The organism is Alteromonas sp. M12, from assembly GCF_037478005.1.
Classification (GTDB): Bacteria; Pseudomonadota; Gammaproteobacteria; order Enterobacterales; family Alteromonadaceae; genus Aliiglaciecola; species Aliiglaciecola lipolytica_A.
The window spans coordinates 4163028-4188130 of the sequence record NZ_CP144164.1 but is presented as its reverse complement, the minus strand read 5'-3'; the positions used below and the strand labels follow the sequence as shown (position 1 = coordinate 4188130).

Genomic DNA, 25103 nt, shown 5'->3' with positions numbered 1-25103 from the left:
ATGATTTTCCACCTCGTCTACTTTATGAATAGCAGCGTGCAAGTAAGTGATCCTCCCAAATGATCCCCAAAACTAAATTTAACGGATTTCGATTTAAACAATTCGATATTGAACATAAAGATTGTGCCATGAAAGTGGGAACTGATGGGATATTGTTAGGAAGCTGGGTGGCGAAAGGCAATTACTCTTCTATTTTAGATATTGGAACCGGCAGTGGCTTAATTGCGATTATGTTGGCGCAACGAGCTGCCGAGCAAAGTCACATATTGGGCATAGATGTTGATGAGAAAGCGGTTTTACAGGCTCGAAAAAATGCGAACAACTGTCCGTGGACAACAAAACTGTCTTTCCAACATACAGCTTTGCAGCAATTACCTAGGTCATCTCAATACGACTTAATTGTGAGCAATCCGCCATACTTTGAAGGAAAAATGGGAGAGCTAGAAGTCACAGACGCTAATTTCATGACTGAATCAAGAAGGCAAGCTAGACACGATACGCGCTTAAGCCTCGCCGAATTATTCCACTCAGTATCTAATTTATTAACACCGCATGGGCACTTTTACTGCATATTACCGTTGCAAAGTGGCGATATCTTTACTCTTGCTAAGCAGCAAGGCCTTTACTGTCAAATGCTAACAGTGGTGAAATCAAATCCTTCTAAGCCGGCAATACGTCAATTACTAAGGTTTGGATTTAGTCAAACAGAGCTAATTACAAAGGAATTCAGTATACATAACCAACAAGGCGCTTATTCCGATGAATACCTAGATCTTTGTCGGGACTACTATATTAATTTTTGAATCGGCATGGTTACTTTAAGTTGCTTTGCTGAAGGTTTTTTATACAAACAATTTTCTCTTAGCATATTTGTTGCTATATTTAATTTAGATGGTTTAGATAAAGTGGTGATGTATGCGTGATATTGAACTACCGGATTCAATCTCTAACTTAGCCGATAAGCTGCAAATTGTTGAAATTGTATGGCAAGGTATTCCGTTTCAAATTCCCAAATTTGCAGTTTACAGTATCTTAAATAACCCCGTTTTCGACAGATTTATGTATCGTAATGGGCGACGTGTGGCACTAATCAAACTTGGGCGCTATGAGGTGCCAGTAATTGATCCATTTCGAGGCAATATTGATAAGCCACCTGAGCATGTTGTTATCATCACTCACAGCAAGGGAGATAGGTTTGGGTTGTATGGTTATCCTGCCGATCATGTGGCTGATGATGTCTGTGTAGCCAGAAACCATCGTTCGGTCAAACGTATTATTAAAGATTTTGTTTAGTTAAATTAACTATCACCTGAATAATTCTCAAGTTTGAGTCATAACAAAGTAGCAGCCAAAAAAAAGCCCTTCAATTGAAGGGCTTTTAAAATCAACTTGAATCTTATCAGCTGTCTTTAACAAGAATTGACACTTTGTCTATTCCTGCTTCTTTGGCTTGGTTCATTACTTCAACCACGATACCGTGCTTGGTTTTTGAATGAGCCTGGATCGCTGCAGAATCAGTATTATTCTCTGCTAAAAAGCTTTGGATGTTTGCCACAACACGACGGATATCAACTTCACGGTTATCCATTACAATGGTACCTTGCTGATCAATTCGTATCGCCAATGTTTTTGCATTACTTGGCGGCGGCGGCGCATCTGGAGCCTTTGGACGATTAGCCATCAAGCCAGCTTCTTTCACAAAAGACGTCGTTACAATGAAGAAAATCAACATAATAAAAACGATGTCTAGCATGGGGGTCATATCAATTTGAGCTTCGTCATCAGCGGAGCCGTGCTTTTTCTTTCTCATAAATTCAACCACAGTTACTAATCGTTAATGTCCTAGTATAGAATCACTTTGGTGTCAGAGTAAATGCGTTAAATGAAATTTGTTGCTAGATTTTAGCAATTAATTTTAATTTGAGTTTAAAATTGCCCGTTAATTGAGCGCTTTCCCCAAAATTCTAAAATATTTCAGTACACTAGCGTTACTTTCTAACCTATGTTTTTCAATCGGATATATTCCTACTTGTGCTTCTACAGTTTGTTTTGTGCCTTGCACTAGGAATGCATTTTTAACGCTTTGATCCTGAATAGCTGCTTCAAACGCCCTTGCAGCCATCTCTTGTGGTTGAGCGAAATAATACAGTTGCATGCTTTTATCTGCTTGTACGCAGCGTGTGACATATTCGCTGGGCTCGATTCCATTACTGTCTAAAAATAAGGTTTGAAACCAATTCGAGAGGGTTTGGTTTAAAGGATGTGAATGCATTATGGCATCTTCTAACCAAAGACTAGAGGCAAATGCATGGGGTAGGTTTGTGGAATACATTTTAGCGCTAATGTAATGATCGAAACCATGGAACCACTCATGGGCTAGGGCGCCGCCACCTGCATTTTTAGCTAAGGATAGTTGTCTCTTAGGTGCATGATAATGTGCGCTACTGTGCTTTTGTCCGCCAATCCCAAAAGCCAGTGACAAAGTACCATTGAGGGAAATGACTTGCTCATTGACTTGCAAGATGTCCATTAAGTCACACAGCGCATCGAAAAATAGGTTAGCCGCTAACTGTTGCTCAGATTGGGTTACCCATTTTCCGATTTGAATCGTCTTGAAACCGAAAATTTTACGAATATCTCCAAAACTTACGTCCGCTCCCGCCCGATGCTCTGCACCGTTTCGATAAAAAGGTCGCTGAATTCTAGGGATAATATCCGACATTAGATGGCTAGCTTAGTGGAATTTCAGTCAGCAGTTGTTCACACCATTGACTGATACGTTGTTCGCTTAAGTCGTATTGGTTTTCATCATCTAATGATAATCCAACAAAATGACTTTTATCTGCAGTCAGTCCTTTGGAATGATTAAACTCATATCCTTGATTGGGCCAATAGCCTATAAATTCACACTCAAGCACTGCTAACTCGTCGTGTAACATTCCTAGCGCATCCTGAAACCAGTCGGCATAACCAATTTGGTCTCCTAATCCGAACAAGGCAACGGTTTTTCCTTTTAAGTTCAGGCTTTTAATATCATCCCAAGTCGACTCCCAATCTTCCTGCAATTCACCAAAATCCCATGTGGAAATGCCGAACAACAATATGTCGAATGATTGTGCTTTGCTCAATGCTACGTCTTTTATATTAAATAGTTGAACAACAGGGGCATCGAAAAGTTCGTTGATTTCTGATTGGATTTTTTCTGCGGCCATTTCTGTATAACAGGTGGTAGAACCGAAAAATAAACCAATGTTTAGGGCGTTTTCTGACATTTTTTTCCTCATACTAATTCCGATAAGGGATGCGTTATTTAGAAACGCTCCTAAACGAAATAGGTATTAACGATTACTCAACCATTATTGTCTCTGTATGCGCTATCAATATCCAACGATTTTTTATTTTTATCTGTTAGCAGCCGTTTTAACTACTGCAGAGTCGATGATGTGGCGTCAATCTTTTTTGATAAAAGTGACTTGCTCACCATTTGCTAATAGAACAGAGGCTTCTACTTCGGTGCAATCGTCGTTTACTTTCAATTGGCCTATTCCCGCTCCGTTTAGAAGCGTTCTTATTTGTTGGTTGCTAGGGCGGCGATGGCGAATAGTCATGTTGCGACGTTGCGTGAACCAGTTCAACGGTGACTTTGGACCGAATAAAATCTGATTCAGTCTATCCAACCAACTTATTAATTTTTCTGGAAACTCGTTTTTAATACCGCTACTGGTTATCTGAGTGATGTGGGGACTGTTGCGCCTGAATTTTAGGGTTATGTCGTAGACAAAGGAATAATGTACGTCACCAGATAAGATCACAAAATTGGGGGGCGTTTTGTAATGCCGAAAAATATTAAGAATCACACTCGCAGTGCCTTTGTGCGCCATCCAGTTTTCCGCATCAACCATTAATGCTCGACCAAAAAAGGTAAAAATGCGCTGAATGGTCTCAATCAGTTTAACACCGAATATCGGTGCTGCGGAAACCATAATAACAGCGGGTTGATCGATCAACTCTTGTTGTAAGTCGCATAACGCTTCCCAGTCCATCAATCCTGAAGGTTTACTTAAACTTGATTCCGAGCGCCAACGCTGAGTCCGCGTGTCTAACACAACAATTTTCGGGTGAGTGTTCAAGGTATAATGCCATTGGTCCCAGTGCAGCAAAATATCAATAACCTGATCATGTTGTTCGATACCACTATCGCTGAAAAAAGGCAGTAATTTTTCTGTGAGCGGAGAAAGTTTTGTTACATCATTGCCCCAACCTTGGCACAGCCAATATCCAATTAAGGCATTACCAACAATGCGTTTAGCAAACGCATTATTATAAACCGCTTCCTCCCAACCTCGGGTTAAGTTCCAATCGTCGGTAATGTCATGGTCGTCGAATATCATATACACAGGAATATGCGCCATTGCTCGGCGCACTTTAGGTAACCCCTGTTTAAATTCTTCTACCCAATGCAATTCTTCTGCGTAGGTAGCTTGATATTGAGGGGCGATATTGTCTGCTTCAAGTTTGCTAAAACGCCACATTTCAGGAGACCATATTAGCGCGTACATACCTATTACTTCTGCGAAGCTTATCAAATGGTTATTTGCATTTACCGAAGTAAATATCGGTTTCTTTTTACCCTTGAAAAAGTAAGACATTACGTTTTCAGTTGTATCATTGTCAGGTAACAAAGTAGGGCGTTGGTAATAACAATTTTCATCAGTTGGTAATTGCTTACTACTATCTATTGTCGCCCCTGACAGTTCTTCTTGGAATAAACCTAAATACTCAATAACTTGGTTAATAGCGAATAAAGTCGGGCCTGCCACATCATCAATATAAGCCTGATCGCCAGATAATATGAGTAAATCGGGTGCTGAGGCTTCATCTGCAAATGACTGTTCCAAAGCCTGATCAATAGATAGCATCCCATCCTTACTATTGTGATGAGGTTTACGGCAGGAGCCATGTAAGACGTTATTGATTTGCCTATTAAAAAAGAAACTCGGAGAGCTTTGCTGGTTATACACTATGTCAGGCATCAATTCTTGCAAGGTTTTACGAATGCCTTGGTTATCGGTAAGGGTAATGTCGTAAAAATAGCGGGTCGCTTCCGTTAACGATTCAGAAAGTGCTAAGGTAGTGACGTAAATGAACGCATTTTTGCCTACTCTGACGATATTTGAGTGTTCGTCAATATTCTGGTGATATAAGATATCAGACTCTTTGGTCCAGACTTTAGCATCGAATTCGTATTTGTGACTAACTAGCATCCACAATGTAATACTAGTTTCATCAATTGCACGAAGAATAGGTCCCGCAATAATCGGGGGCAATTCTTTGGGAGGATGTTGAGAAAGTCTTGATTTTACCAAAGCAATATTAAAAATAGTCGAAATTTCTATTCAGTTTGCATTAGTTTTAAGCGAACAAGCAAATAGTTTTCTGATTTACTTGCTATTAATAAATTAACAACTTATAAAACCTGCCGAAGGATGAGGAAAGGAATAATGAAGAAACTGAGTCTAATTTTTTTAGTTGTTGTTGGACTGGCGGGGTGCGCGGAAGAGAAAGAGCAGAAATCACAAAGTATTCCTTTGCAAGGTCAGTGGTTAACTGAATCTACTGGCGATGTGATGCTTGATCCACAAACTTCCGGACTTAAAAGTTGGCGTGGGAAATTACTTTCTGTCTCTGATGGAAGTGCGGATATTTCTCAGCGTAAGCAGCTACATGTTATCGAGCCTAAAAATGCACTGGTTTTAGAAGAATCACTGTTATTTGTTATGTCGGAAGCTGTTCAGCAGAGTTGTTTTGCCGCATATTTAAATGATGCGCCTGATCTAGAGGCACTTGCCGTTGATCCGCGCAATGATAAAGTGTTTGTGGTTGTCACCGAAGATGCGACTCGTGGTGAAAGCATGTCAGAAAGTTGTTTTGAAAAATATCGAAACAGCGGTTCAACTGACTATCCAACATTGTTAGTGCGACTTGAGCTACAAGACGACAATTCATTGTTGATCACGCATGTAAGGCCATTACAGTTTGAAGCATCATTAAACATTGGCAATTTCCCCAATGACGGTATCGAAGCGATGACTTTTGGACCCGATGGCACTCTTTATTTGGGCTTGGAGAAGGACAAACAAGTAAACGCTCGAATCTTCTCAGTCAAAGTCGAAGATTCTTTTTGGGCATCTGATGACTTTGTTCAAGTAACTGATTTGGAGCTCAGATTACCAAAGTTTGAATCCGGTAATCATCCGATTAATGCCATGGACTATTTGCCTAGAACTAATCACCCTGGCTATTTAGTTGCTGCCGCTAGAAATGATAACAATATTTGGTTGGTTGATTTAAAAAAACAACACGAAACCAAAATTATCCCAGTTCACTATTACGCACCTACTAATTCTAATGATCCTAATTGTGGTCAATGGGAGTTAATGAATAACGCTTCTTTAGAGGGGTTGGCTGTAGTGGGAGATAAAATTTGGATGATCAACGACCCGTGGAAAAAATATTACAAAGAAAACGTTGTTTGTGAAACGAATCGAACTAAATACGAACAAATGGCGCCGCTGTTATTTTCTATGCCTATCGATCCTAATTGGTTTAACTAAATAAGAACCAGCGTAACCGACGAGTTAAATACTTATCGGTTACACTGTTTGTTATTCGAATATCCTGATAGCTAAAACGTTGTCATTTCAATCGACTGGCAAAGTTCTTTTTAAATTTCGCTAATTTAGGGGCCACGACCATATTGCAATACTGGTTCTGTGGGTTGTTAGTGAAATAATCCTGATGATAATCTTCGGCTTGGTAATAATTGTTGATTTCCGTGACTTCGGTAACGACAGGGTCTGGCCAGATCTTTTGCTCTTCAATTTCCGCGATAATCTCTTCGGCTAATTTCTTCTGTTCATCATTATGATAAAAAATAGCACTTCTATATTGGCTGCCTACATCATTGCCTTGTCTATTTAATTGGGTGGGGTTGTGCAAAGAAAAGAATATTTCCAATACATCTCGAAACGAAATTTTATCCGCATCAAAATTGACTCTCACCACTTCAGCATGGCCCGTTGAGCCACTGCAAACTTGCTCATAAGTTGGATTATCAATGTGACCTGCAGCATAACCTGAATAAGCTGATTGGATGCCATCAACAGAGTTGAATGCTGATTCAATACACCAGAAACAGCCGCCTGCTAGGGTTGCTTGTTGAATATTTGCCATTTTTTCCTCAGAAAATAAGTTTTCGCGAATTGTTGCACTTAACATGGTAACGAATTTAGTTTAGTTCAAGGCATCCACAACAGATAGTTTTGCGTACTAAGATTATCATTGCCCGCTTAACCCTCTCTTATTTTGCTTAGTGATGTGCATGGGAATAATTGAGTTAGCGGAAAGGGGCAAGCTATTGCGCTCTAAATACAGAGGTAAAATTCAGTTATGCAAAAAACAAATGCGCTAATTATTGGCAGTTCATCAGGTATTGGTGCCGAGCTTGTTCGTCGATTGTGTCATAACAGTCACTTTGATGTTGTCCATGCTGTATCTAGAAGACCCGATAAAATCGAACATCCAAAACTCTGCACTCATCAACTAGACAGTGTAGATGAAGTGCAAGTAGAGAACCTTTGTAAAGAGTTGCAAGCATACGGTCAATTTAGCCTGGTTATTTGTTGTATCGGCGTTCTTCATGCCGACGACATAACAGGGGCGGTGAGGCCAGAAAAAAGGCTAGAGGATGTTACAGCTAGACAATTGGAATACTACTTTAAAGTAAATACTCTGGCGCCTATGATGTGGTTAAAACACCTGCCTATGCTTTTTTCTAAATCGGTTCATTCTCAAGTGGTTTTTTTATCGGCTCGAGTAGCCAGTATAGAAGATAATAAACTGGGAGGTTGGTACGGTTACCGAGCCAGTAAAGCCGCGTTAAACATGCTCGTGAAAACTAGTCAGGTGGAATACAAACGTCGATTTAAAAACGTAGAACTTATCTGTTATCACCCAGGTACAGTAGATACGGGGTTGTCTAAACCTTTTCAATCCAATGTGCCAAAGGAAAAGTTATTTAGTGTGGATTTTACTGTGCAAAGACTACTATCACACCTGCAAACATTAGACTTCAACCAAGCTCCGCATTTTATTGATTGGGATAATCAACCGATTCCATGGTGAAATGTGGGTGTTTTATCAATATTACGCTGCATATCTGCTGTGTTTTAATTTTTGGCAAACCTATATTTTTAAGTAAAAGACATTTTAAAATTAGCCTGTTAACATCGTCATTCTAACCTAAAAACAATAAGGGTGATTAAACTGCGCTGTAGTCTACAGTAAGGGGTAATCAACCAACAAAAAAGGAAAATATTATGGCAGCAGATCGCGAACAGTTTGGTTCTCGTCTCGGGTTTGTTTTGGCTGCGGCAGGGTCCGCTGTGGGTATTGGCAACATGGTGGGATTTCCAGTTGCTGCCACCAAAAATGGTGGCGGAGCATTCTTGCTCATTTATGCCGTTTTTGTGATGTTAATTTGTTTACCCGTGATGTTGGCAGAGATGTCTATTGGACGGCGAAGTCGAATGGATCCCCTCAATGCTTATGTCAAACTTAGCCAAAATCAATTGCATTGGCGGATAGCGGGATGGTTGTCAATTATTACGCCTTTTATGATCGCGGTATTTTATCTGGTCATTACCGTGTGGATCTTTGGTTACCTGTTTCAAATCGCGATGGGTAATTTAGATAAATTAGCCGATCCTTCAACATTTACTGATTTCGTAAAGTCTTCGCAGTTATTTATATACATGGTTGGTGTGTTAGCTGTGGTGTACTTAATTTTGCAAGGAGGGGTAAAACAGGGAATCGAAAAAGCCGCAAAAGTGATGATGCCCGCCTTGTTTGTCATGCTAATCGGTCTGGTTATTTTTGTACTTACCCTAGACAATGCCTTTGCTGGGGTGGAATATTATTTGGTCCCCGATTTCAGTAAAATTGATGCATCTGTGGTCAGCGCCGCATTATCTCAAGCGTTCTTTTCCTTATCTTTGGGGATGGGGATTATGATCACCTATGGTTCGTATTTAGATAGCAAAAGTGATGTACCAGGTTCGGCCAAATTCGTTGCTTTAGCGGATACAGGGGTGGCCTTCATTGCAGGCCTTTTAATTCTTCCGGCGGTATTTTCGTTTAACCCTAATACCAATACAGCAGAGTTGAGTGACTCTTCTGTAGGAATGATTTTTACCTTTTTGCCTAAGATATTTCTAGCTTTACAGGCTTCCATTGGCTACGTTGGAGCAAGTGTTGTCGCCGGTTTGTTCTTCTTACTGGTATTCTTTGCCGCCATAACCTCTTTGGTTTCAATTTTCGAAGTGCCAGTGGCATCCTTTATGGAATCGAAAAAAGTGGGCCGGAAAAAAGCGTTGGGCGTAATGGGGCTGTTATTGGTTGTGACCTCTGGGGTGACGACTCTGTCATTTGGTATTTGGGATCCCGTCACCTCATTGACGAGTTACGCAGGACAGAATAAATCCTTGTTCGACATTATTGTCGATGTTTTTTATGACACAATTTTGCCATTAAATGGATTGCTAATCTGTCTATTCGTGATTTATCGTTGGAAAAAAGAGAATTTTAATGCAGAGTTAGACCAAGGAGCTCCTAGTTACAAAGGCAGTTTCTTTGAAAAATACGTCGACTTTTCGGTGGGAACCTTTATCCCGCTAATCCTATTTTTAGTCTTTATTAATACTGTCGCACTGAAGTATTTCGGAAAAGCGCTGATTGGATAGTTAGGTAACTAACTTCAAATTAAAGCCGGTCAACAGACCGGCTTTTTTACATCTGATAAATATGAATTTGAGGTTTTAGGTTGGCGCTAAAGCATATCGTATGGACTAGGGTAGGCTAAGGTTAGCTCAAGTGCGTTAATGGTGAGGTCACAATTGATGCGTTTGCCTGAGGGCGCAGAGGTGACAGGGGTAAATTCAGGAGGCGGCAAGCCTAAAGACGTTGCGGCATCAGTATAATATTGCTGTCGGGTTGGGTGCTCAACACTACTTAAGTGATAAGTCTGGCCAAACTTATTGTTTGTAATTATCTTTTGAATGGCGCTAATCACGTCTTCCCGGTGTACAAGGTTGATAGCTTGCTGACCATTTTCAATATTTTTCCTGCCGCTTAAACTACGTGCAGGATGTCTATCTTGTGAGACCAAACCTGCTAATCGAAGAATACAGGCGTTTTGCTGGAATAGATCGCGAATCCAATTTTCAATATCGACATGAGCTTTGCCACTGTTGGTGTGCGGAGCTACTGGTGAATATTCGTAAATTATTCCATCGCGATTACCATAGACCGCAGTAGTTGAAATGAAAATAACCTTTTGTATACCTTTTTGTTTGGCTGTTGTGACTAATGCTTGCATCTGATTAGTGTATTCAGTCAAAGATGGCGATTTGCGACCTGGTGGTATATTCAGGATAAGAGTTTGCACGTCAAACAAGTTGCCTAGTTCAGGGCTGTTTAAGTTATCGCCCAGAGCATATTGGAACGCTGATACACCCATATCCTGTAACTTTTTGACGTCAGAGGCAGAACGTTTTGTGGCCACAATTGAGTGGCCACTTTGAGTTAATGCTTGGGCAAGTGGTAAACCTAACCAACCCGCCCCAATAATTGCTATTTTCACGATATTTATTTTGCCTTTTACATTTTATAATCTGACTTCACGGTAATCAGATTTAATCCTGACAACTCTTGCATTGAGTTTTGAAGTTTATTTTCAGCATAATCAATGCTTGCTAAACGCATGCAAAAAGCATCGGCTTTTTGTTCTAACTTTTCAGCTCTGGCTTCAATCTTTTGTTCGATATTTTGGCCAAAGTTATCCAAACGTTCATCGAAAGCATCTGTATCACCATCACCAAATATAAGTTCGGTTCCAAGGGCAATCATTAAATGGCCAATGGATGCGGTAACCACTTCTTCCACTGTTTCTTCAAAATCTTGTTGCCACTGCGCACCTAAAAAATCGCCATCTGAAAAGTTAGCAGAATCTATATGAATGCTGCCATCATCAGCGTAAAAGTTGAATTCAATTTTTTCCTTAATTTGATCTAATTTTTCTTGGATCTTATCCACTGCGTTGCTGTCCGTTCCCAGCAAATTACCCAAAACTTCAGACACTGCAACATTGGCTATTGCTACACCATCTAGGGCAAGTTCAGCCGCTACTGGGACTGCATCGTAGATACCATTGTAGTATTCAGATACCCACCTTTCTTGGTCCCTGTTTACATCCATGCGCTGGCCGTTTACAAATAACGCTTCGCCAGCATCAATTTTAATTACATCATTGGCTTCAGTCGTTATGGTCAATACGTTGTTTATTAAGGAAACTTGACCATCCATGCTAACGTCACACTCATTTGCGGCCGCGGTGCCAGAGAGCAACAATATACTTGCGGCGATCACTGATTGTTTCATAATTTTTTCCTCTACATAAATTAACTAATTAGCACAATGACCGGTAGCGACCACTGACTGTGTTGATTGAATTTATTAATAAGGTAGCAACACTCTGGCCAGTTTTAATTAGTTCAATATAATCAATTGGTTAACTTATTTTAGAATTGTGAAGTTGGTAATATGACCTACGATGAATAGGAAGAAATACTAAAAGTTAGTCAATTTAACTATATTCTTTTGGCTATTATATATTGAAGAAAATTTTAACTGTTTGATATAGATCACTCCCCCAATTAGACGTTTTGGTGCATAATGTACGGAGTTTAACGTTAATTAACTTGGAGATAGCATGGTTGATGCCATTTTATTTGGAATAACAGTTCTTGTGTTTGTTTTGGGCGCAACCTGTTTGATTATGGGTTTTCTACCTTCACCTGCTGGTGGAATGCGTGAGAAAGTTGAGTATGGATTCTTCGGTGTGACGGGATTGGTTGCGACTTTGTTGTTGTCCGTAGCCCTAGCCTGGAGCTAAATCTAAGCTTTTTAATCAATGATATTAACGCTGACTAAAGTTTTCCTCTAAATGGATGCAAACAGTCAGCGTTATTGTTTGCAAGACTAGGGCGCAATCCCTGTATTGATTATTTGTCGCTAACTCTTTGATAAGCTCTCAGATTAAAAACAGGTAACATAGCTAAACAGTGATCAAAAATATCTGCCTGCACCCCTTCATAATTTACCCAATTTTTATCTGCACAAAAGCAATATATTTCCAAAGGTAGTCCGGTTTCAGTTGGTGGCAATTGACGAACCATCATGGTCATATCTTTATTGAGTTGCATATGATGGTGCAAATACGCATTAACGTAGGCTCTGTAAGTACCTATGTTGGTTAAACGGCGACTGTTTAATAAATCTTGCTCGTCAATATGTTGTTGATCGTGATAATCGCGCAGCAACTGGATTTTAGATTCAATATAGTCACTGATATATCGGATTTTTTTGTACTCGCTAAGCGTTTCAGCATCACAGAACTTAATACTACTGATATCTATTTTTATCGCGCGTTTTATTCGCCTCCCGCCCGACTCAGACATGCCGCGCCAGTTTTTCACTGAATCACTGATTAACGTATAAGTGGGTATTGTTGAGATGGTTTTGTCCCAGTTCTGTACTTTAACTGTGGTTAATCCAACTTCTAATACTTCACCGTCAGCACCGTATTTTTGCAGTTCAATCCAGTCGCCCGTATTCACCATTCGGTTCGCAGCAATTTGAATTCCCGCCACAAAACCGAGAATAGTGTCTCTGAATAACAATAATAATATGGCTGTAACAGCACCAAGACCTGAAAGTAACAGTAGGGGAGATTTATTGAGTAAATTAGAAATAATAAGCAGTACAGCAAGGATCACGACGACCAGTTTAGCCACTTGAATAAAGCCGGTTATCGGCGCTCGTTTGGCCAAATCTGACGCGTTATACACGTCTTCAATTGTGTTAAATAGCGCACTACTAGACCATACAACTGAGACAGCTATATAAATCAACATGGTTTTTTGAATAAACGCGTAAAGAATATTGGATACGTCAAGCAAAACAGGGGTTAATAAAAATATAACCAAAGCAGGAACTATGTGGCCTATACGCTGGAAAAACCCATGTTTATGGAGCTCATCATCCCAATTATTTCGGCTTAATGAAACGATTCTCGAAATACGCCCGCGCATCAACAAACGGGTTAACATGAAAGCGATAGTGGCCAGACCTAAAGATAGTAAAATAGCGGAGGTTTGATACAACCAGCTATGCTCAGTGATGTCTACATCAATCGTACTTAAATTCGTCAGCAACCATTCTTTGACTTTTTCTTGTTGAAGCATTATTTCGAGCTACCTAATTGTGATATGAATTTATCTTTACTGGCCCACAAATCATTTAGCCAAATCTGGAACCGTCCTTTAAACTCCGCATCGTTGAAATAGTCTCCAATAACATCATCCGCCACGGGGAGTACATCAATGTGCACAACTATGCGGGTAAGATTGCCGCACAGCATATCCATCATTGGATGTTGGTTGTTTTCAGGATACAAAATGGTGACATTCAAGATATTAGTAAATTGGTCGCCCATAGCCGCTAATGTAAAAGCTACACCTCCGGCTTTAGGGGGAAGTAAATGTTGGTACTGGCTGGATTTAGCCCGCTGCTTTTCTGGTGTGAATCTTGATCCTTCAACAAAGTTGATTACCGTAGTTGGTGTGCTTTGAAACTTCTTACAGTATCTACGGGTGGTTTCAATGTCTTTGCCTTTTAAGTGGGGATTCTTCTCCACGAACTCTCTGCTATAGCGCTGCATAAAAGGCATGCCAAGGGCCCAGGCTCCTAAACCAACAAAGGGCAACCATATGAGTTCTTTCTTGAGGAAAAATTTGGGGGCGGGGATCCGCGATGCGGCAAACTCAATCAATAAAATGATATCTAAATAGCTTAAGTGATTTGGCATCATCAAATACCAGCTGTCTTTGCTCAACTCCCCTTCTACAGAACAGTCCCATTGGACGTTGTTGGTCAGTCGTATGAGTTTGACACTAACCACCCCAAACGCAAACATCATAAAATGCATCATTGGGCTGAGCAGTGATGCTACCCATTTAAATGGGAGTATAAACTTAATTACCCCCAAAATAATAATCAACGCTGCCCAAAAACCAAGATTAAGTATTTGTAATGCAAAATGAATTGGGAACATCAAAAAAGCAGGGATAAAACTTAACATAACACTCTATTTACTCGATGACATAGTCGTGAGAGCGTGATCTTTTTCAGACCACAATTGATTTAACCAACGTTGGAATCGAGCGCGTTGTTCGGGGTTGTCAAAATAATCCATGCCAAAGGCATCACTATTAAGAATGTCTTCGACGGACAAAATTCTCACTTTTACTTGTATTTTTTTGACCCTACCACACACAAAGTCCCAAAAAGACGGTATACCTTCTGGATAATATATTGTTACGTCCAAAAACTTGTGCAATTGATTGCCCATGGCACTAAGCACAAACGCCATCCCGCCAGCTTTAGGTTTTAAAAGGTGTTTATAGGGACCGTTGATTCGCTTCAACTTTTCCTCTGTTAACCGCGTGCCTTCTACGAAGTTCATAATACTGACTGGTTTAGTGCTGAACTTTTCACATGCTTTGCGGGTACTTTCCATATCTTTACCCTTCAAATGTGGGTTTTTGGCTAGAAAAGACTTCGAATGACGACTCATAAAAGGAAAATCTAACGCCCACCAAGCGATACCTAAAAATGGTACCCAGATTAATTCCTTTTTTAGAAAGAATTTAAGAAAGGGAATTTTGCGATTAAAAATACGTTGTAAAACAAGAATGTCGACCCATGACTGATGATTAGACGTCACTAAATACCAGTCATTAAGTGTAAGTGTTTCAACGCCTTCTACATCCCACTGGGTATTGGAAGTGATTCGTTGATTTAAGTTATTCACGCCAATCCAAGCAGTTGCACAACCATCTAACGGATAACTAACCAACTTTTGCCAAGATTTAATTGGGATCAACTTTAAAAATGAAAGGATCACAATGGGGATGACCCAAAAGACAGTATTAAAAAAATAAATAATGACAGATATGGTACCAATAAAATGACCAACAATATTGCGGATAGACACGCTAGAATAGACCCCATTTCTCAGAATTAATGGGCGATATTGTAAACTAAATTGTGGGCTTTGTTGCAAACAATTATTGTGATTCGGTAGACGATTACAAAATTTGATCCAGCCAACTTCTATTTCGTGAAAAGTGATTCCCCAAAAAAGCCATTTGGTCAGCCAAAATACGTCGATTCATCAGGTAAAATCGCTCATACAAATTGGGTGTGAAGGGCACTGCAATTAACGACATTTGAGCTTCTTCAGGAGTACGCGCTGCCTTGTGGCAGTTACAGCGTGTGCAGGAAGTTGCTGAGTTGGTCCACACATCTTTTCCGCCGCGAGAGCGAGGGATAATATGATCGCGAGTGAGTTGGGATGATTTAAATTTTTGTCCGCAATACATGCAAAGAAAGTTGTCTCGACGGAATAGATAACGATTACACAGGGATATTTTGCCGTCCAAGTTCGTCACTTTTCCTTCGCAACCAATAATTGAAGAAAGCTGAAGTCGACTCTGAATTCCTTGATTATTCCAGCCACCAAGCATGACTTTTTTGCTTTCACCCAGCTCGAATAAAACCCGATCTTGGGCATAATACTTGGCCGCTTCTTCAGGTGTTATCCACGCTTGCGGCATACCAGATTTGTTCAATCGCAATACCAACATAAATTTCCCCAACTCGCTGTAGTTGTTTCAAGCTCCCTGAAAAATGGTCGATTGATGATTACTTGTATTGTCTACAAACCACTTTGTCAGGAATTTGAGCCTGTAATTATAATTATGGTTCCAAATCGGTATAAATAATATACAGCTACTGTGACAGATTTAGTGCAAAAAATCTAACAATACAATTTTCTTTCGATTCAAATATTTATTTGCGTTTAAACATAATCTTTTTGTGAAGCTAGTGCATAATAATGACTTGCAGTTGAATCTATAAAAGGATGCTATTTATTCAATCTTATATTCCAGGACAAAATGATCTGTGGTTCTTGCCGTTAGGTGGTACAGGCGAAATCGGTATGAACATGAATCTTTTTGGACATAACAATCAGTGGTTAATGGTAGATTGTGGCCTCACTTTCGATGAACCATTAACCTATAAAGAAGGATTTGCAGTTGGACCAAAACATGATGTGGTCTGTGCCGATCCCTCATTTATAACTCGTCAAAAAGAAAATTTGGTTGGCATAGTTATCACTCACGCCCATGAGGATCATATTGGTGCCTTACCGCATCTTTGGCATCGCTTTAAGTGTCCCGTTTATACAACGCCTTATACCGCTGAAATACTTCGTCGGAAATTGCGAAATAGCGCTAATCAAAATATGCCAATTATTGAAGTGGTATCTGAGCAAATTGTTGATATTGGCGTTTTCAATGTGCAATGGATGCCAATTACACACTCTATTCCAGAACCCCATGCGTTAATTATACGGACTGAAGCGGGGAATATTTTCCATACTGCGGATTGGAAAATTGATAGTCATCCGGTTACCGGTAAAGCATTTAATGAACAACCGTTTAAGTCACTGAGAAAGCAGAATATTTTAGCCATGATTTGTGATTCAACCAATGCCACAAAAAGTGGATATTCTATATCCGAAGGGGCTTGTTATCGAGGATTGAAGCAGCTAGTGGATGAAGCACCTGGCCGTGTAGTCGTGGGCTGTTTCAGTAGTAATATTGCGCGATTGATTACCCTAGCGAAAATCGCCAAACAAACAGGACGATATCTAGCGTTGCTTGGCCGCTCATTGCAAAATACCGTAGGGGCCGCCAAGGCAACAGGGCATTGGCCTGAAGATTTAAGCATAATTGACTCTTATCACAGTGGCTACTTGCCGGCTAACGAAGTATTGGCTGTCGCTACAGGTAGTCAAGGTGAACCAAGGGCTGCCATGTCTAAACTGGCGCAAGATCATTACCGTGACTTGTCACTTGATGAGGGGGACTTGGTCATATTCAGTTCTATTGTCATTCCTGGAAATGAAAAAGCCGTTGAGAATCTGATCAAGGCGTTCAAAGCGCGTAACATAAACACTGTTTTGTCTGAAGACTGTGAGTTTGCTATTCATGCTTCGGGTCACCCTTGTGAAGAAGAGTTGAAATTAATGTACAACTGGGTGCGTCCACAAGTTGCAGTGCCGACTCACGGTGAACAAATGCATATGCAAAGAAACGCTTATTTAGCTAAGCAGTCAAATGTTTTACGCACGTTAACCGGCAATAATGGGGATATATTTTTGCTGGCTCCACAATTAGGAGTAAAGCGCCAAGCGGTAAAAACAGGGCGTATTGCGCTGGATAACAATTAAATACAACATGCTTCGAGTTCTATGGGTTTATCTTTAGTGTTTGCCATGCATGATTGCTATAAATGTAGCGATTTCGCTTATGTGGGGTGAGTTTGAGCTGAAGATGATCAACTTCGGAGACCGAAAATAATAGCAAGGCAAAGTTTACACTTACTTCGTCTTGGTTAACGTTATCACTTACTTGAGCTTGGTGGATGTCATCAAGACCTAAAATTTCGCCGGGGGTTTCCCAAGAATACGACTGTTGCGCGCTAGAAGACAGGTTTTGCCAATGTTGTAAACGCAGCGACTGATGTTGCTCATTTTGGAAATCTATAATCTGGATATTGCCGGTTAAGCGGTACTGCTCTCTGGATTGACTAAAATACCAACATATTTGAGCTTGGTTATGGGTCTGAATTTGATTGATTTTATTGCTTCGTATATCGGTGTGGATAAGCAAAGACGTAGTAGTATTCAAAAAACCACGAAAAACGACGGTTCTGACTTCTGGCTGGTTTTGATTATTAGTAGTCGCTAGTTGGATATATTTTGATTCAGGTCTAGTTTGGCTATCAACTATTGAAGTCTGTAGTTTTTTAAACCACATTATCGAGTCCATATTTTCATTCATTTTTTCAATCAACTTCCGTAATTTGGCCTACCAGCATTTGCCTAAATATATTCTGGTTAATGTCCTAGACTAACATGTTGTTTGCTTAAGATTGGCAATAACATCCTTCGCCATCAGTGACCACTGTGGCACCTAGATGATTATTTGCGACTATGGTTTTAGCTATTGGTTCTATTAAACTTGTCCGAGAGCTACACAGATAACCAGTGGAATAGGGGCCTAAATATCCTAAATTACCTGACTCATCAAAAATAACCACTGCTGGGTAGGATGGAATTAGTTTTTTCAGGTTGGCGTTATTTTTAGGATCAATTGTTTGCACCTTGTAGCCATTTTCAGCAAAGGTAATATTGAGTTTACGAATATGGGTTTGTGACAGTTTATTGCAACTGCAAGATCCCCCTTGAATATGAAAGACCGTATTGTTTATCGGTTGTAACGCGCCGGAAAAAACGGATTTAACTTTGTCATCAAAGTCTTGTGACATTGAGGCTAGCAGCAATGATTGCTGGGGGTCGAAACTCGTCACCTTATTTTGAGCAAAGTAAAATAATGCGAACAGACTTGCACCTGCCCACATAATCACAGCTAAGATCCCTTTAATTGTCATCGGTTAGTTTCATCTGAATTTACTAAGACTTTGCATTAATTTGCTTGATATGAGCTCTAACTGTTGAGTTTCATTGGAAACAGATTGCACTAATGCGGACTCTTTCTGACTAATTGAATCCAATTGCCCCACAGAGTTGGCGATATTGTTAATCACATTGGTTTGGTTTTCCACCGCGCTCTTCAAACCATTAGTCACCTCATCAACGTGTTCGATATTTGATTGTACGCTTTGCATTAAATTAAGGGCTGAATCAGCTTGTTTACTGGTGGTGTTTCCTAAAGTCATACACTCCTGCATAAATAAACTAGACTGTTTGGAAGATGACAGCAGTCTTGCCATGATTTCATTGACTTCTTCGGTACTGGTTTTTGTTCTCGAAGCTAATTGACGAACTTCATCGGCAACTACTGCAAATCCGCGTCCTTGCTCACCCGCTCTGGCCGCCTCAATCGCAGCATTTAGTGCTAGTAGGTTAGTTTGGTCTGCTATAGATTGTATGGTTTCTAAAACACTAGAAATGCTATCGCACTCATTGGCCAAGTCTTCAATACTTTTACTGGTCTTTGAAATGTTCTCAACTAATTTGCTCACTTCGGTATTTGCGTTCGTCATCTCCGTTTGCGCTTTTTCGGTATCCTGTCTGGCATCACTAGCGCGATTATAGGTTTCTATGGCTAAATCCGATATGCTTGTGGCAGAATCCGATAGCTGCTCAGAAGCATTCGCAATAGCGGATATTTCTGAGTTTGCGATTGGTTTAAATTCTTGTAGTTCATTTGAAGCAGCTTTGGTGGAACTCGCATTTTTGTCTATTTTTCCCCCGAGCATCTCCACTTCATTGACAATAATTTCAAAGGATTGAATTAATTGATTAAAGGCAATGACTGATTGGCTTTTAGAATTGGGGTTAGAGCGATAAGTCAGATTAAATTTGCCGTCACCTGTGGCAATGCCGCCAACACTTTTTAATAATTCATGGGCAGCTTGGGTGTTAACTGCGTTCTTTTTACTCATCCAGCCTAAAATCACACCTTGCGCTATAGCATAAGCAAAATGCACTAACAGTAAGGTGAAAAGTAGTTCACCATCTAACAGCACATATAGGGGCGCACCAGCCTGCTGTAAAAAGAAAAAGCCTAAATGGTGCACTGCAACGACAATAATCGCGGTAACAAAAACACGCCAATTTTGATAAAAAGCTAAAAACGACATCAACACAAATATGCCAAAGTGTATTTCAATCGCACCGTGCATCTGCTGAATATGTAAAGCTGAAAACAACATGAAGCTGACAGCAACTACGTGCTGAGTAATTTCGGCTTGCGCGTTTCTATTGATCAAAAGTAGTGGAATAATAACGGCAGGAATGCCTACTACAGTCGCTTCAAGCCAAGTTCCATAAATGGGAGCGATGGCGAAGCTGATCAGTAATAGTATTGGTAAAACAAAAGTCACAACCTTGTTAGCGCTGTCTATCCATGGTCGGTTCATGCTATTCATTTCGTATATCCACATTTTTGTTGAAAATAAAATGCTAAGTTTGCAGGTGAATTCGCTTATTTAGCCTTTAAAATGAGAACGGAAAGTTTTAAATGCAGATGAGCAAACGGTATATTATTCTTTGCTTCAATGTGTACCTTGAACTAGCAGTGCTAGATAAAGCTTAAGCACTTTCTAAAACGTTGAATAATTGCCGTTGTTAAATTATCCGTAGCAAATTAAGCTTTCATTCGTTCTTTCAATATTCTCTTTATCGTTGTTTAATAAAGTTACATTAATGTAACTAATGTAGATCAAACAAATATTATCATTCGAATATCTCAACACTTAATGTTAGCTTGGATTTATACATTTTGCCTTTACATTATGAGAGTTAAAATATGACAGTCACGAAACAATTATTCACCGAAATTACTTCAAATGGCCAACTAACCGTTTCTTTAAAAGAACGAGAAATACCCGCTTTGAAGCCTCATGAAGTTATGGTTCAAATCCAAGCGGCACCTATTAATCCGTCCGATATGTGGCCAATGTTTGGTCCAGCCAACGTATACGAAGGAACCTTTAATAAAGATCAAATGGAATTTACTGCGCCAGTTGCACCAGCGATGCTTGCTAGCGTGCGCTCAAGATTGGATCAGGTTTTACCAATAGGTAATGAAGGGGCTGGTAAAGTGGTCGCCACTGGAGACAGTGAATCAGCCAAAGCCTTGATGGGGAAAACGGTCGGCGTATTAAGTGGTGCAACTTACTCTGAGTTGTGTGTTGTGCCATTTCAAGCATGTATTGTCCATAATGAAAATACCTCAGCTAAGCAAGCGGCTTCTTCTTTTGTTAACCCATTAACCGCTTTAGGTATGGTAGAAACTATGCGTGCAGAAGGACATTCTGCTTTGGTACATACAGCAGCCGCGTCGAGTCTAGGAATAATGCTGAATAAAATATGTATTGCTGAAAATGTTCCGTTAGTGAATATCGTTAGAAAACAAGAGCAGGTAGAAATACTAGAAAAGCTTGGGGCAAAATACATTTGTAATTCCTCAAGTGAAAACTTCAAACAAGATCTGTATGAAGCAATCGAAGCTACCGGAGCCACATTGGCCTTTGATGCAATTGGTGGTGGCGACTTAGTCAGTAATATACTCGCAGCAATGGAAAGAGTGGGAAGTAAAGACGCCAAAGGATTTAATACTTATGGTTCAGCTGATAACAAGCAGGTGTACATTTATGGTGGATTAGACTTTTCTCCAACAGTGTTAAATCGCGCCTATGGCATGACATGGGGTATTGGAGGCTGGTTGCTAATGCAATTCTTAGGCAAACAAAGTCCACAAAAGGTAAAACAATTACATCAGCGTGTTGCTAATGAAATCGATACAACTTTCGCCATTGATTTTACCGATGAACTGTCTTTTGAGCAGGTTCTAGAGCCTTCTGTTATTGCCAAATATATGGCAAAGAAAACCGGCGAGAAATTTTTACTCAACCCCAGTTTAGGTTAATCTAAGCCGGTTAAAAAACTAAAAATAGTGAAGGATACAATTACCCTTCACTATTTTTTTTGGTTTGTTTTGATATCGAATGTTGCGGTGAATTCTCATTGCAAATAGCTTAACTAATGCATGACTAACGCTTTGCATACCTACTTCTTTATGTAAAGTGCAAAGCGTTAAGAAGTGTGAGCTTTACCCAACAAGCCACATCCCATCTGAATGTTAGATAGGATGGGAATTATCACGCTGCAGCTACATTGAATAAATCAACGAAGGATGGCTGTAATTGAATATCTACTGGTAATTTCAACAGCCTTGCTACATCGCTTGCTGAAATCAATCCACGAATTTCGTGGTTACTCTTATCAATTACCAAACAATGTTGTTGATGATTATCCCTCAGAGTTTCTACTACATCACCCACTCTGGCTGTACTTAATTCCTCGTAAGCGAAAGCTTTAAGCGTGTTTCTAGGACGCATAAAATCGGTGACGGTAATTTCTTCCCGAGGTTGATTTTTGGTAACTTTCGCAAGTATTTTCTGCTCGGTTAAGTCACTTAATGCAATAACTCCAATGAAGTTCTTTTCACTATCAAGTACCAGTTTCATTCTAACATGTGACTTTTTCATCAGATCTTCAAGTTCCACAGCTTTCGCTGTGGAATCGATAACCAAAGGCATGAACTGCTTGAAATCAGTGAAAATAGACAACGCATTTGAACGCATTGTGATGCTAGTGTTTTCGGGGGGCCAAACGAGTTTGTCTACAGATTCAGTGTTATAGAGCGCTAACTTTTTCATTTGCACGCTCCTTTTTAACACTTTTTAACAGATTGCTTTTTGTTTTAGACTGAATAAATGCACAGTCGACACGATAACGAATTAAAACGTCAGTTATACTCATGGGAATACCCTCTGATTTTATAAAATTAAAAAATTGTTTTTGTATCAGATGGATATAGAGGGCGGACCGCGTATAAAGTCAGCATTTTTGAATACAATAAAAGCTGCATTTTGCTGATAAGCGAAGGGGGCATAGCTGACTAGGCTTGAAGATGAAGTGAATGAATTTAAGATCGCATCGAAATCAAAGTCTAAAGGATCAAGACTAAATATTTGCGCCTGTTCTACTATTGAACTGGATTGGTCGACTGCACCTTGTTGATTCTCAAATGCTACTGATGAGAAGCTAAAACTAGCTACCCACGACATCAGCAATATATTGAACCAAAGGGTTTTCATCAAATTCTTACTCTTTACTACTTAGTAATTATTTACAGACAGTGACATTAATCTTAACTGTTTGGCATCTCCAAAAGTGTTTGGTTCACCCGAAAATGCAAACAAATATCAAGTTGTTCAAAATTAGGAGAAAAAGTAATGCCTATGCAATTGCTTTCTCCCAATCTGTTATATGGTAAAATACGCCTATAAAGTGGCTATGTACAAATTTTTCAACCCATTAAATCGACCAATTGTCGTAGATGTTAAAAAATTGTCACAATTTCGCATATTAATTTAACTATAGGTTTATAACCTCGATATTTTAGGCAACTGGATTCCATTGAATACTTCAACCATCAACCGCACCATTTCAATCGCGCCAATGCTGGATTGGACTGATAAACATTGTCGTTATTTTTTACGACAGATTTCACAACACTCTTTGCTTTATACCGAAATGGTGACAACGGGGGCTATCATCTTTGGTAAGGGCGATTATTTAGCTTTCAATGATGAAGAGCATCCAGTTGCGCTGCAATTAGGTGGTTCGGATCCCGTGGATATGGCTCGCTGTGCGTTGCTCGCCCAACAACGTGGTTATGATGAGGTGAATATTAACGTTGGCTGTCCGTCTGATCGTGTACAAAATGGACGCTTCGGCGCTTGTTTGATGGCTGAGCCAGAAACCGTTGCTGCATGTATTAAGAGTATGCAGGCCGAGGTAGATATTCCAGTGACTGTGAAATCTCGTATTGGTATCGATGAAATGGACGAGTATGAAGATTTGACCAGATTTATCGAACAAGTCGCGGATGCTGGTTGCGATACCTTTATTGTGCATGCCCGTAAGGCTTGGTTAAAAGGCTTAAGTCCGAAGGAGAATCGCGACATACCGCCTTTGATGTATGAGCGTGTTTATCATTTAAAAGAGCAATTTCCAGATTTGCACATTAGCATTAATGGTGGAGTGAAGACGTTGGACGATGTGGCCTTACACTTAAAATATATAGATGGGGCAATGATAGGTCGCGAGGCTTATAGCAATCCGTATATTTTAGCCGAGGTTGATAAGCTTTTTTACAACGATAGCCATGCTATTCCAACTCGTCATCAGGTTGTTGAAAAAATGATTGAGTATGCAGAGGTCCAATTAGAGTTACCTCATACCCGAATCTGGCACATAGCTCGGCATATGCTCGGTTTATTCCAAGGACAACCAGGTGCGCGTATTTGGCGCAGATACTTAAGTCAGAATGGTACTCAAAAAGGTGTCGGCATTGAGTTATTGCATGATGCATTAGATACTCTGGATGAAGCTCAATTCCAAGCGGAACAATTTCGCAATACTCATGCACCTGACCAAGTTGGTTAAAAACGCTAAGTGACTTGGTCAAAAACACTAAAATATTATTTTTTACTTCAAAAAAATGTTCTTTGGTTTATTTGTCGCGTCCCATGTTTTTTGAAAATCCTTTAAAAAACAAATGGATGTAATTTTTTTTAGTAGTTGGCACAACTATCGCAATAATGATTGCGACTTAACTAGTAACTGAATAATCAGTTACACATACAGCACAACTACTAAGGAAATTATTATGTTTAAGAAAATCACAGCAGCAACAGTACTTATCTCAGGTTTATTCGTAGCTTCATCTGTACATGCAGCAAATGTATCAGTAGAACAACTTGTTGGTTCACTTATTTCACAAGCAGTTAGCGTTACTAAAGAAGAAATATCATACGGTGTTGAAGAGGCCATTTTGACAGTAAACAATTCAATTGGTTTTGAGTCTGATTCACAAGATTATGTAACTAACGTAACCATTACAGATTTAAACAGTGACACTGAACTTAAAAAAGAAGAAAGTGATAAAGCTGAATAGTAAGGAGACTAACTATGTTTAACCACATACATCTACTTACTCTATTATTAGCACCGGTAATGGCCTACCTCGCAGCAGCATTAGTATTTAGTCTGGTCGAGTGTAAAAAGAACAGCCATGCAGTACCGGTTAATGGTTCTAATCTCCAATATCATGACGGTCGCAACGCGCAGTAGAGACCGTCATCTTTTATTTAAATTACCCTCTCGAAATTTATCCATCCTTAGCTTAAATAACTTTCCATCCTGTCCGCTTTGTCATCTAAAATAATGGTTCACTAAATTAATTGTTGATATATAC

Annotated in this window: 27 protein-coding genes; 11 read left to right on the top strand and 16 right to left on the bottom strand. The window is 39.8% G+C overall.

The features are described from left to right. Window positions 1–59: 59 nt before the first annotated feature. Together VUI23_RS17960 and VUI23_RS17955 are read left to right on the top strand one after the other, a co-directional pair. On the top strand, window positions 60–803 hold the full coding sequence (locus tag VUI23_RS17960; protein WP_342805259.1) for a methyltransferase: 744 nt from the start codon (window positions 60–62) through the stop codon (window positions 801–803). Window positions 804–915: 112 nt separating this feature from the next. Then, entirely contained in the window at window positions 916–1293 is a 378-nt protein-coding gene (locus VUI23_RS17955; RefSeq protein ID WP_303499185.1) for a hypothetical protein, read from the top strand. Between the two features lie 106 nt (window positions 1294–1399). Here VUI23_RS17955 and VUI23_RS17950 read toward each other — a convergent pair whose 3' ends face one another. The 4 genes from VUI23_RS17950 to VUI23_RS17935 all read right to left on the bottom strand — a co-directional run bounded on the left by VUI23_RS17950 (window position 1400) and on the right by VUI23_RS17935 (window position 5366). Next, entirely contained in the window at window positions 1400–1810 is a 411-nt protein-coding gene (locus tag VUI23_RS17950; protein ID WP_216048934.1) for a biopolymer transporter ExbD, read from the bottom strand. 129 nt (window positions 1811–1939) lie between these two features. Beyond that, complete coding sequence (locus VUI23_RS17945; protein ID WP_216048933.1) at window positions 1940–2722, bottom strand: CLCA_X family protein; 783 nt, start codon at window positions 2720–2722, stop codon at window positions 1940–1942. Between the two features lie 7 nt (window positions 2723–2729). After that, window positions 2730–3272 (bottom strand): flavodoxin FldB, encoded by a 543-nt coding sequence (fldB, locus tag VUI23_RS17940; RefSeq protein ID WP_216048932.1) that lies wholly within the window; start codon window positions 3270–3272, stop codon window positions 2730–2732. A gap of 177 nt (window positions 3273–3449) precedes the next feature. Then, on the bottom strand, window positions 3450–5366 hold the full coding sequence (locus VUI23_RS17935) for an alkaline phosphatase D family protein (protein ID WP_342805257.1): 1917 nt from the start codon (window positions 5364–5366) through the stop codon (window positions 3450–3452). A gap of 135 nt (window positions 5367–5501) precedes the next feature. Between VUI23_RS17935 and VUI23_RS17930 the strand changes: the two genes are divergently transcribed. Continuing rightward, on the top strand, window positions 5502–6614 hold the full coding sequence (locus tag VUI23_RS17930) for a hypothetical protein (RefSeq protein WP_252729249.1): 1113 nt from the start codon (window positions 5502–5504) through the stop codon (window positions 6612–6614). Between the two features lie 82 nt (window positions 6615–6696). On the opposite strand, the gene msrA is transcribed toward VUI23_RS17930, so the two are convergent. Beyond that, entirely contained in the window at window positions 6697–7233 is a 537-nt protein-coding gene (msrA, locus tag VUI23_RS17925) for a peptide-methionine (S)-S-oxide reductase MsrA (RefSeq protein WP_216048930.1), read from the bottom strand. 216 nt (window positions 7234–7449) lie between these two features. Here msrA and VUI23_RS17920 point away from each other — a divergent pair, with 216 nt between their 5' ends. Together VUI23_RS17920 and VUI23_RS17915 are read left to right on the top strand one after the other, a co-directional pair. Next, window positions 7450–8184, top strand: a complete 735-nt coding sequence (locus VUI23_RS17920; RefSeq protein ID WP_303499188.1) for an SDR family NAD(P)-dependent oxidoreductase — start codon at window positions 7450–7452, stop codon at window positions 8182–8184. 194 nt (window positions 8185–8378) lie between these two features. Continuing rightward, window positions 8379–9800, top strand: coding sequence for a sodium-dependent transporter (locus VUI23_RS17915; RefSeq protein ID WP_216048928.1), 1422 nt, complete (start codon window positions 8379–8381; stop codon window positions 9798–9800). 86 nt (window positions 9801–9886) lie between these two features. Here the strand turns inward: VUI23_RS17915 and VUI23_RS17910 are convergent, their stop codons facing one another. After that, window positions 9887–10699: an SDR family oxidoreductase gene (locus VUI23_RS17910; RefSeq protein ID WP_342805255.1), complete on the bottom strand. Its 813-nt coding sequence runs from the start codon at window positions 10697–10699 to the stop codon at window positions 9887–9889. Between the two features lie 17 nt (window positions 10700–10716). Then, window positions 10717–11496, bottom strand: coding sequence for a DUF2884 family protein (locus tag VUI23_RS17905; RefSeq protein ID WP_342805253.1), 780 nt, complete (start codon window positions 11494–11496; stop codon window positions 10717–10719). A gap of 331 nt (window positions 11497–11827) precedes the next feature. Here VUI23_RS17905 and VUI23_RS17900 point away from each other — a divergent pair, with 331 nt between their 5' ends. Continuing rightward, entirely contained in the window at window positions 11828–12010 is a 183-nt protein-coding gene (locus tag VUI23_RS17900; protein WP_216048925.1) for a hypothetical protein, read from the top strand. A gap of 109 nt (window positions 12011–12119) precedes the next feature. Here VUI23_RS17900 and VUI23_RS17895 read toward each other — a convergent pair whose 3' ends face one another. The 4 genes from VUI23_RS17895 to VUI23_RS17880 all read right to left on the bottom strand — a co-directional run bounded on the left by VUI23_RS17895 (window position 12120) and on the right by VUI23_RS17880 (window position 15824). Beyond that, the gene (locus tag VUI23_RS17895; RefSeq protein WP_342805251.1) at window positions 12120–13361 is read right to left on the bottom strand and encodes a mechanosensitive ion channel domain-containing protein; all 1242 of its coding nucleotides are present in this window, start codon (window positions 13359–13361) and stop codon (window positions 12120–12122) included. Continuing rightward, window positions 13361–14257 carry an acyltransferase gene (locus VUI23_RS17890; RefSeq protein ID WP_216048923.1) on the bottom strand — a complete coding sequence of 299 codons (897 nt, stop codon included), beginning with the start codon at window positions 14255–14257 and terminating at the stop codon, window positions 13361–13363. The genes VUI23_RS17895 and VUI23_RS17890 overlap by 1 nt, the downstream gene beginning before the upstream one ends. 6 nt (window positions 14258–14263) lie before the next feature. Then, on the bottom strand, window positions 14264–15166 hold the full coding sequence (locus VUI23_RS17885) for an acyltransferase (protein WP_342808316.1): 903 nt from the start codon (window positions 15164–15166) through the stop codon (window positions 14264–14266). A gap of 100 nt (window positions 15167–15266) precedes the next feature. Next, the gene (locus VUI23_RS17880) at window positions 15267–15824 is read right to left on the bottom strand and encodes an HNH endonuclease (RefSeq protein WP_216048922.1); all 558 of its coding nucleotides are present in this window, start codon (window positions 15822–15824) and stop codon (window positions 15267–15269) included. A gap of 356 nt (window positions 15825–16180) precedes the next feature. Here VUI23_RS17880 and VUI23_RS17875 point away from each other — a divergent pair, with 356 nt between their 5' ends. Then, on the top strand, window positions 16181–17476 hold the full coding sequence (locus tag VUI23_RS17875) for a ribonuclease J (RefSeq protein WP_342808315.1): 1296 nt from the start codon (window positions 16181–16183) through the stop codon (window positions 17474–17476). A gap of 19 nt (window positions 17477–17495) precedes the next feature. Here the strand turns inward: VUI23_RS17875 and VUI23_RS17870 are convergent, their stop codons facing one another. The 3 genes from VUI23_RS17870 to VUI23_RS17860 form a co-directional block, all read right to left on the bottom strand. Further along, the gene (locus tag VUI23_RS17870) at window positions 17496–18065 is read right to left on the bottom strand and encodes a pyridoxamine 5'-phosphate oxidase family protein (RefSeq protein ID WP_342805249.1); all 570 of its coding nucleotides are present in this window, start codon (window positions 18063–18065) and stop codon (window positions 17496–17498) included. Window positions 18066–18174: 109 nt separating this feature from the next. Then, window positions 18175–18699 (bottom strand): DUF6436 domain-containing protein, encoded by a 525-nt coding sequence (locus VUI23_RS17865; RefSeq protein WP_216048920.1) that lies wholly within the window; start codon window positions 18697–18699, stop codon window positions 18175–18177. Window positions 18700–18708: 9 nt separating this feature from the next. Continuing rightward, a complete protein-coding gene (locus VUI23_RS17860) occupies window positions 18709–20202 on the bottom strand; it encodes a methyl-accepting chemotaxis protein (RefSeq protein WP_342805246.1) in 1494 nt (497 codons plus the stop codon). A 380-nt stretch (window positions 20203–20582) separates the two neighbouring features. On the opposite strand from VUI23_RS17860, the gene VUI23_RS17855 reads away from it, so the two are divergent. Next, window positions 20583–21704, top strand: a complete 1122-nt coding sequence (locus VUI23_RS17855) for a zinc-binding dehydrogenase (RefSeq protein ID WP_303499198.1) — start codon at window positions 20583–20585, stop codon at window positions 21702–21704. Between the two features lie 232 nt (window positions 21705–21936). On the opposite strand, the gene VUI23_RS17850 is transcribed toward VUI23_RS17855, so the two are convergent. Together VUI23_RS17850 and VUI23_RS17845 are read right to left on the bottom strand one after the other, a co-directional pair. Then, window positions 21937–22497: a CBS domain-containing protein gene (locus VUI23_RS17850; RefSeq protein WP_303499199.1), complete on the bottom strand. Its 561-nt coding sequence runs from the start codon at window positions 22495–22497 to the stop codon at window positions 21937–21939. 147 nt (window positions 22498–22644) lie between these two features. Then, the gene (locus VUI23_RS17845; protein ID WP_342805245.1) at window positions 22645–22938 is read right to left on the bottom strand and encodes a hypothetical protein; all 294 of its coding nucleotides are present in this window, start codon (window positions 22936–22938) and stop codon (window positions 22645–22647) included. A gap of 322 nt (window positions 22939–23260) precedes the next feature. On the opposite strand from VUI23_RS17845, the gene dusA reads away from it, so the two are divergent. The 3 genes from dusA to VUI23_RS17830 all read left to right on the top strand — a co-directional run bounded on the left by dusA (window position 23261) and on the right by VUI23_RS17830 (window position 24979). Further along, window positions 23261–24292, top strand: coding sequence for a tRNA dihydrouridine(20/20a) synthase DusA (gene dusA, locus VUI23_RS17840; RefSeq protein WP_342805243.1), 1032 nt, complete (start codon window positions 23261–23263; stop codon window positions 24290–24292). 223 nt (window positions 24293–24515) lie between these two features. Then, entirely contained in the window at window positions 24516–24803 is a 288-nt protein-coding gene (locus tag VUI23_RS17835; RefSeq protein WP_216048914.1) for a hypothetical protein, read from the top strand. Window positions 24804–24817: 14 nt separating this feature from the next. After that, window positions 24818–24979, top strand: a complete 162-nt coding sequence (locus tag VUI23_RS17830) for a hypothetical protein (protein ID WP_216048913.1) — start codon at window positions 24818–24820, stop codon at window positions 24977–24979. Window positions 24980–25103 lie beyond the last annotated feature (124 nt).

What these genes read in the sequence shown, in the direction of transcription:
- VUI23_RS17960 (WP_342805259.1), top strand. Translation starts at nt 60, where the DNA reads ATGATCCCCAAAACTAAATTTAACGGATTTCGATTTAAACAATTCGAT.
- VUI23_RS17955 (WP_303499185.1), top strand. Translation starts at nt 916, where the DNA reads ATGCGTGATATTGAACTACCGGATTCAATCTCTAACTTAGCCGATAAG.
- VUI23_RS17950 (WP_216048934.1), bottom strand. Translation starts at nt 1,810, where the DNA reads ATGAGAAAGAAAAAGCACGGCTCCGCTGATGACGAAGCTCAAATTGAT.
- VUI23_RS17945 (WP_216048933.1), bottom strand. Translation starts at nt 2,722, where the DNA reads ATGTCGGATATTATCCCTAGAATTCAGCGACCTTTTTATCGAAACGGT.
- fldB (WP_216048932.1), bottom strand. Translation starts at nt 3,272, where the DNA reads ATGTCAGAAAACGCCCTAAACATTGGTTTATTTTTCGGTTCTACCACC.
- VUI23_RS17930 (WP_252729249.1), top strand. Translation starts at nt 5,502, where the DNA reads ATGAAGAAACTGAGTCTAATTTTTTTAGTTGTTGTTGGACTGGCGGGG.
- msrA (WP_216048930.1), bottom strand. Translation starts at nt 7,233, where the DNA reads ATGGCAAATATTCAACAAGCAACCCTAGCAGGCGGCTGTTTCTGGTGT.
- VUI23_RS17920 (WP_303499188.1), top strand. Translation starts at nt 7,450, where the DNA reads ATGCAAAAAACAAATGCGCTAATTATTGGCAGTTCATCAGGTATTGGT.
- VUI23_RS17915 (WP_216048928.1), top strand. Translation starts at nt 8,379, where the DNA reads ATGGCAGCAGATCGCGAACAGTTTGGTTCTCGTCTCGGGTTTGTTTTG.
- VUI23_RS17905 (WP_342805253.1), bottom strand. Translation starts at nt 11,496, where the DNA reads ATGAAACAATCAGTGATCGCCGCAAGTATATTGTTGCTCTCTGGCACC.
- VUI23_RS17900 (WP_216048925.1), top strand. Translation starts at nt 11,828, where the DNA reads ATGGTTGATGCCATTTTATTTGGAATAACAGTTCTTGTGTTTGTTTTG.
- VUI23_RS17895 (WP_342805251.1), bottom strand. Translation starts at nt 13,361, where the DNA reads ATGCTTCAACAAGAAAAAGTCAAAGAATGGTTGCTGACGAATTTAAGT.
- VUI23_RS17890 (WP_216048923.1), bottom strand. Translation starts at nt 14,257, where the DNA reads ATGTTAAGTTTTATCCCTGCTTTTTTGATGTTCCCAATTCATTTTGCA.
- VUI23_RS17880 (WP_216048922.1), bottom strand. Translation starts at nt 15,824, where the DNA reads ATGTTGGTATTGCGATTGAACAAATCTGGTATGCCGCAAGCGTGGATA.
- VUI23_RS17875 (WP_342808315.1), top strand. Translation starts at nt 16,181, where the DNA reads ATGAACATGAATCTTTTTGGACATAACAATCAGTGGTTAATGGTAGAT.
- VUI23_RS17870 (WP_342805249.1), bottom strand. Translation starts at nt 18,065, where the DNA reads ATGTGGTTTAAAAAACTACAGACTTCAATAGTTGATAGCCAAACTAGA.
- VUI23_RS17865 (WP_216048920.1), bottom strand. Translation starts at nt 18,699, where the DNA reads ATGACAATTAAAGGGATCTTAGCTGTGATTATGTGGGCAGGTGCAAGT.
- VUI23_RS17860 (WP_342805246.1), bottom strand. Translation starts at nt 20,202, where the DNA reads ATGAATAGCATGAACCGACCATGGATAGACAGCGCTAACAAGGTTGTG.
- VUI23_RS17855 (WP_303499198.1), top strand. Translation starts at nt 20,583, where the DNA reads ATGACAGTCACGAAACAATTATTCACCGAAATTACTTCAAATGGCCAA.
- VUI23_RS17850 (WP_303499199.1), bottom strand. Translation starts at nt 22,497, where the DNA reads ATGAAAAAGTTAGCGCTCTATAACACTGAATCTGTAGACAAACTCGTT.
- VUI23_RS17845 (WP_342805245.1), bottom strand. Translation starts at nt 22,938, where the DNA reads ATGAAAACCCTTTGGTTCAATATATTGCTGATGTCGTGGGTAGCTAGT.
- VUI23_RS17835 (WP_216048914.1), top strand. Translation starts at nt 24,516, where the DNA reads ATGTTTAAGAAAATCACAGCAGCAACAGTACTTATCTCAGGTTTATTC.
- VUI23_RS17830 (WP_216048913.1), top strand. Translation starts at nt 24,818, where the DNA reads ATGTTTAACCACATACATCTACTTACTCTATTATTAGCACCGGTAATG.